13 protein-coding genes and 2 pseudogenes are annotated in these 11,117 nt (G+C 36.6%); 1 reads left to right on the plus strand and 14 read right to left on the minus strand.

All coding sequences use genetic code 11. The features are described from left to right. Positions 1-272: 272 nt before the first annotated feature. The 9 genes and pseudogenes from AC1DIT_RS24540 to AC1DIT_RS24580 form a co-directional block, all read right to left on the minus strand. Positions 273-587 (minus strand): DUF3892 domain-containing protein, encoded by a 315-nt coding sequence (locus tag AC1DIT_RS24540; RefSeq protein WP_016114897.1) that lies wholly within the window; start codon positions 585-587, stop codon positions 273-275. 351 nt (positions 588-938) lie between these two features. Next, positions 939-1,382, minus strand: a pseudogene (locus AC1DIT_RS24545) (helix-turn-helix domain-containing protein); the annotation flags it as partial. A 125-nt stretch (positions 1,383-1,507) separates the two neighbouring features. Next, a complete protein-coding gene (locus AC1DIT_RS24550) occupies positions 1,508-2,053 on the minus strand; it encodes a hypothetical protein (protein WP_016114895.1) in 546 nt (181 codons plus the stop codon). A gap of 490 nt (positions 2,054-2,543) precedes the next feature. Beyond that, positions 2,544-3,293 carry an ABC transporter permease gene (locus AC1DIT_RS24555; protein WP_016114894.1) on the minus strand — a complete coding sequence of 250 codons (750 nt, stop codon included), beginning with the start codon at positions 3,291-3,293 and terminating at the stop codon, positions 2,544-2,546. Continuing rightward, positions 3,294-4,055 (minus strand): ABC transporter ATP-binding protein, encoded by a 762-nt coding sequence (locus AC1DIT_RS24560; protein ID WP_016114893.1) that lies wholly within the window; start codon positions 4,053-4,055, stop codon positions 3,294-3,296. Between the two features lie 171 nt (positions 4,056-4,226). Continuing rightward, positions 4,227-4,568 carry a DUF1048 domain-containing protein gene (locus tag AC1DIT_RS24565; protein WP_476998470.1) on the minus strand — a complete coding sequence of 114 codons (342 nt, stop codon included), beginning with the start codon at positions 4,566-4,568 and terminating at the stop codon, positions 4,227-4,229. A 71-nt stretch (positions 4,569-4,639) separates the two neighbouring features. After that, entirely contained in the window at positions 4,640-4,960 is a 321-nt protein-coding gene (locus AC1DIT_RS24570; protein WP_016131412.1) for a PadR family transcriptional regulator, read from the minus strand. Positions 4,961-5,275: 315 nt separating this feature from the next. Further along, entirely contained in the window at positions 5,276-5,494 is a 219-nt protein-coding gene (locus AC1DIT_RS24575) for a cupredoxin domain-containing protein (RefSeq protein ID WP_033671178.1), read from the minus strand. A gap of 558 nt (positions 5,495-6,052) precedes the next feature. Next, positions 6,053-6,490 (minus strand): annotated as a pseudogene (locus AC1DIT_RS24580) (O-methyltransferase); the annotation flags it as partial. Between the two features lie 14 nt (positions 6,491-6,504). Between AC1DIT_RS24580 and AC1DIT_RS24585 the strand changes: the two are divergent. Then, on the plus strand, positions 6,505-6,819 hold the full coding sequence (locus AC1DIT_RS24585; protein WP_016114889.1) for a periplasmic substrate-binding domain-containing protein: 315 nt from the start codon (positions 6,505-6,507) through the stop codon (positions 6,817-6,819). Between the two features lie 119 nt (positions 6,820-6,938). Here the strand turns inward: AC1DIT_RS24585 and AC1DIT_RS24590 are convergent, their stop codons facing one another. From AC1DIT_RS24590 to AC1DIT_RS24610, 5 genes are all read right to left on the minus strand, one after another. Beyond that, a complete protein-coding gene (locus AC1DIT_RS24590) occupies positions 6,939-7,598 on the minus strand; it encodes a TetR/AcrR family transcriptional regulator (protein WP_476998471.1) in 660 nt (219 codons plus the stop codon). Between the two features lie 25 nt (positions 7,599-7,623). After that, the gene (locus AC1DIT_RS24595; RefSeq protein ID WP_016114887.1) at positions 7,624-8,643 is read right to left on the minus strand and encodes an ABC transporter permease; all 1,020 of its coding nucleotides are present in this window, start codon (positions 8,641-8,643) and stop codon (positions 7,624-7,626) included. Beyond that, positions 8,640-9,365, minus strand: coding sequence for an ABC transporter ATP-binding protein (locus AC1DIT_RS24600; protein WP_016114886.1), 726 nt, complete (start codon positions 9,363-9,365; stop codon positions 8,640-8,642). Before AC1DIT_RS24600 ends, AC1DIT_RS24595 begins: the two co-directional genes overlap by 4 nt. Before the next feature lie 203 nt (positions 9,366-9,568). Further along, the gene (locus AC1DIT_RS24605; RefSeq protein ID WP_003197750.1) at positions 9,569-9,820 is read right to left on the minus strand and encodes a hypothetical protein; all 252 of its coding nucleotides are present in this window, start codon (positions 9,818-9,820) and stop codon (positions 9,569-9,571) included. A 304-nt stretch (positions 9,821-10,124) separates the two neighbouring features. Beyond that, positions 10,125-10,976: a metallophosphoesterase gene (locus tag AC1DIT_RS24610; protein ID WP_016132819.1), complete on the minus strand. Its 852-nt coding sequence runs from the start codon at positions 10,974-10,976 to the stop codon at positions 10,125-10,127. Between the last annotated feature and the right edge of the window lie 141 nt (positions 10,977-11,117).

The following is an 11,117-nucleotide window of genomic DNA, read 5'->3' on the forward strand; positions in this document are numbered from 1 at the left end:
TTTACATCAGAAGATAGGGAGAAATTTAGGGAGCTTTTTAAAAGAGCGATTTCACTTTAAAAATGAACCGTTCATTTTTAAGGAAAACCTAGAAAAATAATATTGTGACAAGTATTTCAGTTCTTTTTTTAGCATTACACTACACTCACACGAATAAACATTATAATTATTTGATGTATCGTATTAATGGTACCATATTCTATCAAATGACTTAATATACAAGAAAAGAAGAGAATGTCCAAATTAACATTCTCTTCTTAAGGTTTACCCTTTTAAAAAGAAGGTAAGTTATCTAAGTTATTTTCTTTTATACCATCAGGTTCACTACGTATAATATCCCTGCCATACTTATGAAATACATCCACATGAGCTAACTTCCCTGATTTTGCTTCATCAAGAGCAGTAATATAATCTAGTTCTCTTCCACTACTTGTTTTAAAAGCAATAATATCATCCTCATCATTTTTACGAACTGCAACAATTTGTTCTACTCCTGAATCGACTTCCTCAACTACTTCCAATTGAACTTGGTCTTTCCCTTGTTGTAAGTATTCATTATAAACTTTTTGAAAGTCTTTTTTATCCATAAAACTCACCTCCAAAACATTTTATTATTATGTTCGGAAGCTATTAGTTTTATGTACTATGACCCTTAATAAAAAATGTATTATTTTCACAACTTTTCACACTTCCATTCCATAAATGCGAACCTAATTCAGCTTTTCAGCTCTTATTCAACATAGTGGCCCAATACATAAAGATCGAGCACAATTCTTGCTACAGAATTGCGCCCGTTTCTAGAATAGTCCTACACAAATTATATAATAGTCTCCTTTGTTGTATTTTGAATACTTTCCTTGTATCACAATTTTCAAAAAATATGAGAAGTACAAAGCACGCTTGTTAATTCATTCTGTCTTTTGTTAAAGAGCGTGAATTCAGTCAAGTTCTTGGTTTACGGTATGTCCACTATTGCAAGCACGGAATTGACTCGGTGAAAGTCCTGTATTTCTTTTAAATGCATTATAAAAGCTAGATACACTTTGATAGCCTGTTTGATAACCAATCTCCGTACTATTAAAGACCGTTGTCAAGAGAAGTTCCTTTGCTTTCTTAACTCTGATCCTTTCTAAATATATTCGAGGAGTATACCCTGTTCTTTCTTTGAAAATCCGATTTAAATGAAAACGACTAACTCCTACCCTTGATGCAATTTCATTTAAAGACATGTTTTAAACATAATTATTTTTTATCAATCGCATAGTATCTTCCAAAACGCATTCGAACGGGTCATATATTTTTATATTTAGATCTGGTCGGCATCTTTTGCATGGTCGATAGCCTGCACTTTGAGCTTCGTACGCATTTGTAAAAAAGGATACTTTATTGCTACTCAACAGTTCCTTAATCCGCCTTTCAGTTCAGATCTTCTTTTCACTATAAAAACGCCCATTTAGATAAACAAATCCAAAGGAGCAAAACATCGCAACTTTTTATAAAGTTAGTGTCAATTAATATTTAGAAAGTAATCAAAGTCACTTGTTATCTGTACCACATACTCCATTTGTCCTGTATGTTCGTTGGTGCTTTGTTCTATTTTCATACTTCCATCTTTGTTGAAATAACTGTGTAACGGGTTATTTCCTCCATCGTTTGTCGTGTAATAAAATCCTTCTGGTTTTTCCACCTTTTTTAAGTCATCTTGAAAGTAGATTTCAGGTTCAACGCCTTTTTTATCACTTTTAGGGTATTTAAATAAACCAGCTTTTTTATAATACGACAATATTTCTGCTTTACTTAGTTTAGTAGATAGGCGAACAGATGCAATAACACCCCAATATCCACCATTTCCCCATACAAGGGATTTTCCATTAACTTGTTCCTTTTCCATGACTTTGGTTTGTGGAGGAAGGGGATATTTAAATAGTTGTTCAGCAAAGTTATTAGAAATTCTGTCTTTATTCGTCCAATATGAAAATCCTGCAATCAATATTATTACTACTAAAATGATTATCCCCATCTTACTAGATATCGTTCTTCTTAATATATTCAACTTTAAGAGACCTCTCCCAAGAAATTATTGATAGTAAAATTTTAACATAAAAATCCGTTTATCCTTAAAAAAACACTCCTTTTCTCATTTTATCAAAAGTCAAGAAAATAATTATGAAACACTATAATTAAACGATGTATTATAATGTCACACATTATATAGGGTTAAAAGGAAAGGATAGATGAACAGGAGAGAGTACCTGTATACATCTATCCTTTTGTACAACATATGACCTCATTTACCACAACAACAATATATTATTGTTGTTCAACTAACGCTCCCGTTACTTTAAGTACACAATAATTCTCAAGCTATACTTTTACATGATTAGAATTTATATCTTACCTAATCAGGATCCAACGCAACCAGATGATGTTGCCAACAATCTGACATCTCAGTTCCAATTTCGTGATTATTTATACAAACGCTATTGTTACCGTCCAATCCGTCATTACCACCTATTGATATGGCTAATCCCATAATGGTGTACTTACCCTAACTGGCGTTTAAATGCTTTATTGGCGAAGAAGTAAGCAATGATCATGATGCCGACGCACCAGGCAAGCGCGATCCAGATACCGTTGCCAACAGACCCTTCATACAAGAGGGCACGAATCGCATTCACGATTGAAGTCACGGGCTGGTTCTCAGCGAACGCACGGACAATTTTAGGCATGGTTTCAGTGGGGACAAAGGCCGAACTGATAAACGGCAGGAAAATCAGCGGGTACGAGTAGGCTGTCGCCCCTTCCATAGACTTCGCTGTCAAGCCGGGAATGACCGCCAGCCATGTCAGCGCTAGCGTAAACAGCCCGAGTATCCCAGCTACTGCGAGCCAATCGAGGATATCAGCGCTGGAACGGAAGCCCATCAAGAGGGCAACGAGAATAACCACCACGATAGTAAGCACATTGGAAACAAGCGAGGTCAACACGTGAGCCCACAATACCGACGAGCGCTTGATGGGCATGGTAATGAAACGCGCCATTAGCCCACTCTTTACATCCGTAAACAGCCGCAGTGAAGTGTAAGCGACACCGGATGCGATAGCCATCAGCAAGATTCCCGGCAATAAATAATTGACGTAGTTGTCCGTGCCTGTCTCTATGGCGCCGCCAAATACGTAGACAAACAGCAGCAGCATCATAATCGGCGTAATCGCTACCGTGATAATCGTATCCGGGCTGCGCATGATGTTGCGCATTAAACGCCCTAGTAATACCCCTGTTTTGCTTTTCATTTACATCTCCTCCCTTTTGCCGATGATCGCGAGGAAAATTCCCTCCAATGTCGGCTGCTTCTCGATGTACTCCACTTTCGCTGGCGGGAACATCTCTTTGAGTTCGGTAAGGGTACCGGTCGTGATGATTTTTCCGCCATGCAGGATAGCGATACGGTCCGCCAGTTGTTCGGCTTCCTCCAGGTACTGGGTCGTCAGCAAGATGGTCGTGCCGCCGCTGGCAAGCTCCTTGACGGTATCCCAGACTTCAATCCGTGCTTCGGGATCAAGCCCTGTCGTCGGTTCGTCGAGAAAAATGACTGCTGGCGTCCCGATCAAGCTCATGGCGATGTCAAGCCGGCGCTTCATCCCGCCTGAATACTGGTCTGCTCGGCGGTTGGCCGCATCGGTCAGGCTGAATCTTGCAAGCAGATTGTCGGCGACTTGAGCGGGATTGGAAACTCCCCGCAACTTGGCGATCATCATCAGGTTTTCCCGCCCGGTGAGCATGCCGTCTAAAGCTGCGAACTGCCCTGTCAGGCTGATGTTCTGGCGAACATGATCCGGTTGACGCTGGACGTCAAAGCCGCAAATACCTACTTCGCCGTCATCGAGCTTCATCAGCGTCGAGAGGATGTTGACCGTCGTCGTCTTGCCCGCTCCATTTGAGCCCAGCAGTGCGAAAATTTCGCCACGCCGCACCTCAAAATCCACCCCCTTTAAGACTTCCTTGTCTTTAAAGGATTTTTTTAACTCTTTTACAGAAATCACTGCATTGCTCATACTTTTTTCCTCCTTATAAAAAGCGCTTTGCGGAGCTAGATTGCCTATACTCTTCTATTTAGTCTGACTGATAATCCGTATAACTTAGTACCAGGTTGAAAATATAACTGAATAGCGAAGGTGGCAATTCACATTTGTAACCAGCTATTCAGTCGGTATTATCTATTGAATTTACTTTTTTCCCAATCGCTTCATGATACTCTGATTCAAATCTTCACGATACTTAGCGACATAGGTTTTAGCGTTTGCCACTAGTTCGTCGGCAAAGGACGCCACGTCGTCCCCAGTGATTTCCAGCACTTTTCTACCTTCCGCTGCACCGGCTTCGAACAACTCGATTAATTCATACTGAATGTGCAGCATATCCATCCCGTTGCCCGCTGAGAAATTCCACATGTAGTTTTGAATTTTCTTAAATACAAACTGGTAGTCCTCTGGCAGGGCTCCAACCCGTGCCATCATCATTTTGTACTCTTTTTTATCACCAATCAWTTTTTTGAACATTTCCAWCATRTTATTTTTCCTCCTTTTTTATAAAGCWGAACAAGACACTCCAAAAATATCGGACGGAATATCTTATGCAGCTAGATTGACTTCAAGACGTTGATTTTTGATGATACAAAATCCCATTTTTTCCAAAACAATTCAAGTTCCTGGCGGCCAGCCTCATTAAGTGAGTAAAACTTGCGGGGCGGCCCCATATCTGACGGTTTCTTTTCTATATTCACAAGTTTTTTCTTTTCTAATCGCACGAGGATGGTATAGACCGTCCCTTCCACGACTTCAGTAAACCCAAGCTCGTTCAGACGGCGGGTAATCTCGTAGCCATAGGTTTCATGGCGGCTGATGATTTCCAGCACACAGCCTTCCAGCGAACCCTTCAGCATTTCAGTTAAATTTTCCATGTTCAGATCCTCCTCTACCCCCTCTATTTTGTCTGACTTATATTCAGTATAACAGAGTACTAAGGGAAATTTTTACTGAATAGCTTTTGGGAAAACATGCTATTCAGTATTGCTTATTACATGTATATTGTAACACCGAGTAGAAGGTGTCAACTATTTTTCTTAAAAATATTTTTGTAACCTCACTATTCAGTGGTGTCAGTATCCAGTACGACTTACTACAGGTGTATCGTAACACGTAGTAGATAGACTGTCAACTGGATTTTCTAAATATTTTTAAAACCAGCTATCCCCATTGGATACAGCCGATTTTCTTTATGGAGCTTTTACTTCCTCCAATGCTTCTTTCACAATGATTACACCGTGGATCATTCCCATCCAGCAGCTGTACATGTAGGTTCCCGGTTTCTCTGATGTGAAAACGATGAGGTTTTCTTCTACTTCCAGTGACTTCTCAATCCCATACTCATTTATAAAGAGACGGTTGTTGCAGCCATTCAACTCTTCGGGAGTCGCCTGCACGTTCCACACCATCGTGTGCCCACTTCGAGCACAATGGTCTCGTATGCGAACGGTTCCAAATGAGTCGTCACATGCTGGGCGTCGTAAATAAAGCGATTCCAGAAAGCCCCAGACCGCGGTTGAACATGCTTACCCCCAAGATGATCACTAGCATAGCTCCGACAGCCAAGACCTTATCGGTAAACTTCTTCTTGCCAATTATTAGGCACTCAGCGCTTTAAAAAACTAATGGGGCAACTTATACTAATCCCAGATTAATTAAAATAATTTAATACTTATTAAACATAAAGATTGAAACAACTAAAAAAGCATGACGTTTCTCTGTCACGCTTTTATTATTTATTACAGCAAAATTAGATTAACATACATATTTCTAGTAAAGGCTACTTCTGTACTTCAACTATACACTTATAAATTATTTTATTTGTGTATGAATTTAGTAACAACTCCAACACGTTTTGTGAAATACTGGTATCCTTTTTTAATAAGATTGCATTTCTTACAAAATTTTCTGACGTTGTCAATTCATTCCTACAGTCCTCTAAAATAAAATATTTCTACTTGATACAATTACAGTACTACACTTATACTAAATCCATCATACCCCTTACTTCCTACAGTTTGTATTGCCGTTGAGGATAAATTGGACTCAGATGCAAGAATATCAAAGAAATGACGAACCCCCTGAACATTGACGTCTTTACTAGATGCATTGACTATCTCTCCTTTTCGCACTATATTATCCCCTATAATTACAGTACCTTTCCGAGACAATTTAAGGGCCCACTTTAAATATTCCGAATTATTTTGTTTGTCTGCATCAATAAAAATTAAATCAAATGGATTAATTCCCTCATCATATAATTTCGGCAGTGTTTCAAGAGCAGATCCAATTCTTACTTCTACTATATTAGATAGTTCAGCTCTCGCTATATTCACTTTTGCAACTTCTGCATGGTGCACTTCTGATTCAAGAGTAATTAGATGACCATCTGCTGGTAAAGCACGATGATTTATTATTCATGGGGGAAGCAGCTTCAACCGATTACCATTTATCTTTTATCGGTACCTTTTTAAATAAAGCATCTATATTTAATCGCTTTTTTTCTTTAGAACAACTAGCCATTTTAAATATTCACTTTGAAAGTATCAAGCATGCTAAGACTAGCGCTGATAGAGAATTTTGGATAGAAAAAGCTGAGAGCTATATCCGAGAAGAGAATTTGTTCCTATTTTTATACCATCCTATTAAAAATCGTACATTTCATCCGATGATTAAAGATATTCAATTTGAATCGTTCGGCTATGTAGATTTTAGGAAACTATGGATTAAGTAGCAGTGGTGTAAACGGTGCATTTATTAAATCTCAAAAAAGAAAGTCTGTTTGGATAGTCAATGTTTGCAAAATGTTTGCAAAATGTTTGCAAATACGAAAATAAAAACCCACAAACGTTGTTATAGCAACGTTTGTGGTGTTAATCCATACAATATAAATTGAATCGTATTTTCAATTTCCACTTCATCATCCCATTTTTCTTCASGTAATAATAAAAATCGAGTTAAAATTAACCCCATTATAGCTGATAAAGTAAGGCGTATAACTGAAGGTGTAGGCATTTCAATAATTTGTCCTTGTTCTTGAAAATGTACAATTAATTTTTTAAAGCGGGAAAAAAGTTCTTTTTCCACTAATTGTTGTATTTCATTTTTTAATTCTGGTTGAAACGGGACTTCTTGCATTAAAATTTTTAGCATTGGAAAATGTTTTTTAGCAAATTCAAATCGATTTCGAATCGCCACTCTTAAAAACTCTTCATACGATTTGTACGTATTTTCAAGTACTTCTTTTGCAAAAGCCTGTACGAAAAATGGAGCAGCAAACTTTGTTAATGTTGGCATGACAACCGCTAATAGTAAATCTTTTTTTGTTTTATAGTAGCGGAAGATTGTTCCCTCCGCTACACCAGCACGCTTTGCAATTTCACTCGTTGAAGTTGATGCATATCCTTTTTCTCCAAACATATCAACCGCCGCTTCTAATATACGCATTTGACGTTCATTACGTTTATCTGTGTCTGTAGCAGCAATTAATTCTTCCAGCCAATCTTTCTTCATTCGTAAAGCTCCTTTTTTATAAACATTATATTTTGCGATGTTTCTTCAAAGCAAATACATTCCCTACTGCAAATAATAACGCAAAAAGAAGTAACACACCAAGATCTCCCGCAATTTCAGCAAATCCTTGATTACGAATCATCACTTGTCTCATTGCATCAGCACCATATGTGAGCGGAAATAACTTACCTAGCATTTGCAGCCACTTATTCATTGATTCCATTGGAAACAAACCTGAAAAGAAAATTTGCGGTACAATAACCAGTGGGATAAACTGAATCATTTGAAATTCATTATTGGCATATGCCGATAAAAAAGTTCCTAGTGTTAATGCTGTTAATGAAAGCATACATGTAATCAGTAGTGTAAGCCATGGAGATCCAGCTACATATAAATCAAGAACATAAACAGAGAAACTTACAATGATAACAGATTGTAAAAACGCAAAAATACCAAATCCAAGTATATAACCGACAACAATTTCCCATCTTCGCACTGGAGTAGATAAAAGCCTTTCTAACGTTCCACTTAACCGCTCACGCACAAAAGATACACCGGATAAAATAAAGACAAAGAAAAATGTAAAGAAACCAATTAATACAGGTCCAAGACCATCAAACATTGTAAAGTCTGCGGAACCATGTAAAAAATCAATTTTTGGTTTCATACCAGGCATTTCATTTTTTTCTGTACCCTTTTGTAATAGTCGCAGCACGGCGCTATTTTTTGAAGAATCGCTACCTTCCAGCAATACATTCACTTTTCCATGTTCTAAAGTTATAATGGCATCTATTTGTTGCTTTTCTAACTTAGACTGTGCGTTTTCTTTACTATACTCATAGATGGTAGCATCTTGCTTTTTCATTGATTCCACTATAGATGCTGGAACATCTACTAATGCAATATGCGGAGTATAGTCCTTTTGAGTAAACACTAACGATAATAACCAAAGGAGTAACATCGGAGCTCCAAACATCATTGCCAATGATCGTTTATCTCGAAAAAACTGGCGAATAATACGGATAACTACACCACCAATTCTCATGATTCAACCACCCCTTCCAATAAAAACACATCTTCAATCCGTCCTGATGAAGTTCGGTCTTTTAAGTCCTTTGGTGTTCCCGTTGCAATTAACTTACCATCTCTAATTAATCCAAGACGTTCACAAAATTCAGCTTCATCCATAATATGTGTTGTCACAATAATCGTTGTTCCTTGTTTCTTGAGCTCATAAAAATTCTCCCAAATAGATTTACGTAAAACTGGATCAATCCCAACCGTTGGTTCATCTAAAATTAATAACTTGGGCTCATGTAGAAGTGCTATAGCAAGTGATAACCGTTTCTTCATTCCACCTGAAAAATGTTGCACTTGCTTTTTTGCATGTTGGGATAATTGTACCAATGTAAATACCTCTTCTATTCTCTCTTTCTTGCGCTTCCCTTTTAATCCATACATTGTTGCAATAAAGTCTGCATTTTCATAAGCTGATAATTCTTCATACAGCGCATCCGCTTGCGCCATATACCCTATTTGCTTCATGCCATTTAAGTTAGGCATTTGTACCCCTAATGCTATTACATCCCCTATTGTTGATTCACTAATGCCAGCAACCATTTTAATAAGCGTCGTTTTACCAGACCCGGATGGACCTACTAAACCAAAAATCTCTGTCTCTGCTACAGATAGTGAAATATTGTGCAGTACTTCTTTTTTTCCAAAACACTTTGATACATCTTGTAAAATGACTGAAGGTTGTTGCAATAAGATCTCCTCCTTCTCGAAATGAGTGAGTACTCACTTTTATTTTACTCTTAGATTATTATATGTCAAATTATATTTATGAGTATTATCTTTTCAATCTTTCTAACAACTAATACATTGTCTATAGAAAAATGAAACAGAGTCGACAATAGAATTCATTTCTCACTGTCGACTCTGTTTCATTTTAAATCATTATTTATAGGCTACGTTTCTAAATTTAAATACTTTCTAATTCTAGCAAGATCTAAAGAATACTCAATTACTAACTGCTGGATAGGCAAAATAACTTTTTCAGGATACAAATGTGCATATTTTAATGTTTCTGTATATTTTTCTAACCTTTTTTCTAAATACTTTACAATTTGCTCAGGATGATTCACCAATAAACATTGACTATAATAATGAATTTGTTCTTCAATTGCAGTATATTCCTCAATTTCAAATTCTTTATGCATGTGTACACTCCTTTATAATTAGTTTTTTATATGCACAAGCCATAAGCATTCTAATTTGAACAAAAACTGATTATTTTAATTATTTACACTATAACAAAGAAAGAACGTCAAAATTTGTTAGTTTATGTAGCGTAGTACAAATTTAACAAAATTGTAATGGATACTTGTACTTTTTAGAAAACACCAATCTTTCATCATACATACTTTCTGTTGCTTACATTTGTTATCTTATTTTCTATTAAAAGAGTTATAGTGAATGAGCCACCGTAACATCACTCAAAGCTAATAAAAAAAGTCGTACAAATTAATCCAGCTGTACGACTACAATTTCTGGTCTATTAAAAATCCTTTGAGGAATGATGCTATTCCCTAACCCTCTGCTTACTATCATGGAAGTACCTTGTTCCTTATATGAACCTGCTGTGTATTTGGGTAATATGCCTTGATTAGGTGCAACTAAGCCTCCAATAAAAGGCAGTCTTACTTGTCCTCCATGGGCATGCCCTGTTAAAACTAAATCAATTTGTTGCTCAGCGTATACTTGTAAAAGTTCAGGTCTATATGAAAGTAGTACTTTATATTCATCCTGATCTACCGCATTTTTCGCTTTAACGATTTCATTTTTCACTGTAGACATCTCTTCATTTTCATCGTTATTTTTCGCGGTAAATGCCGGATCATCTATGCCGAGAAGGCAAATTTCCTGCCCCTCTTTTTGAATACGTTCATGTTCATTTCTCAAAACTGTCACATTATATCTTTTCAACTCTTTTTCTAAACTATCATACCGCCCTGACCATAATTCATGATTTCCTGTAACAAAATAAACGGGATAGTGTTTTACAAGCTCTTTCACTACCTTTAAACTCGCCTCTGCATCATACCTCTTACTATCGATTAGATCTCCTGTAATGGCGATAATATCAGGGTTCAAGCTTTTCACTTTTTCAATTAAAACTTCTTGGTTTTCTCCAAATTTTTTACTATGTAAATCCGACAACTGTACAATTTTAAACCCCTTGAAATTAGAAGATATCTTACTAGATGTTATTGATATTTCACTTACACTTATTAAATTATTTTGTAAGTATGAGAATGCACTGACTCCTATCGCTATTGCACTTATAATAAATAACCGTTTATATCTTTTTTTCATATCTTCTCCCTTATAAAAATTCTATTAAATATATTTTTAGCAATTCTTTTTAATCATATCATTAACATTTTATCAAACAGTCTATTTCTACAAAATAGATAGTATTTTATTTTTATAATGTTTTATTTTCCATTTTAATAC

The sequence above is a fragment of the Bacillus sp. 05T22 genome, assembly GCF_056396765.1.

What these genes read in the sequence shown, in the direction of transcription:
- AC1DIT_RS24555 (WP_016114894.1), bottom strand. Translation starts at nt 3,293, where the DNA reads ATGAAAAGCAAAACAGGGGTATTACTAGGGCGTTTAATGCGCAACATC.
- AC1DIT_RS24610 (WP_016132819.1), bottom strand. Translation starts at nt 10,976, where the DNA reads ATGAAAAAAAGATATAAACGGTTATTTATTATAAGTGCAATAGCGATA.
- AC1DIT_RS24595 (WP_016114887.1), bottom strand. Translation starts at nt 8,643, where the DNA reads ATGAGAATTGGTGGTGTAGTTATCCGTATTATTCGCCAGTTTTTTCGA.
- AC1DIT_RS24605 (WP_003197750.1), bottom strand. Translation starts at nt 9,820, where the DNA reads ATGCATAAAGAATTTGAAATTGAGGAATATACTGCAATTGAAGAACAA.
- AC1DIT_RS24575 (WP_033671178.1), bottom strand. Translation starts at nt 5,494, where the DNA reads ATGGTGTGGAACGTGCAGGCGACTCCCGAAGAGTTGAATGGCTGCAAC.
- AC1DIT_RS24540 (WP_016114897.1), bottom strand. Translation starts at nt 587, where the DNA reads ATGGATAAAAAAGACTTTCAAAAAGTTTATAATGAATACTTACAACAA.
- AC1DIT_RS24585 (WP_016114889.1), top strand. Translation starts at nt 6,505, where the DNA reads ATGGGGGAAGCAGCTTCAACCGATTACCATTTATCTTTTATCGGTACC.
- AC1DIT_RS24570 (WP_016131412.1), bottom strand. Translation starts at nt 4,960, where the DNA reads ATGGAAAATTTAACTGAAATGCTGAAGGGTTCGCTGGAAGGCTGTGTG.
- AC1DIT_RS24560 (WP_016114893.1), bottom strand. Translation starts at nt 4,055, where the DNA reads ATGAGCAATGCAGTGATTTCTGTAAAAGAGTTAAAAAAATCCTTTAAA.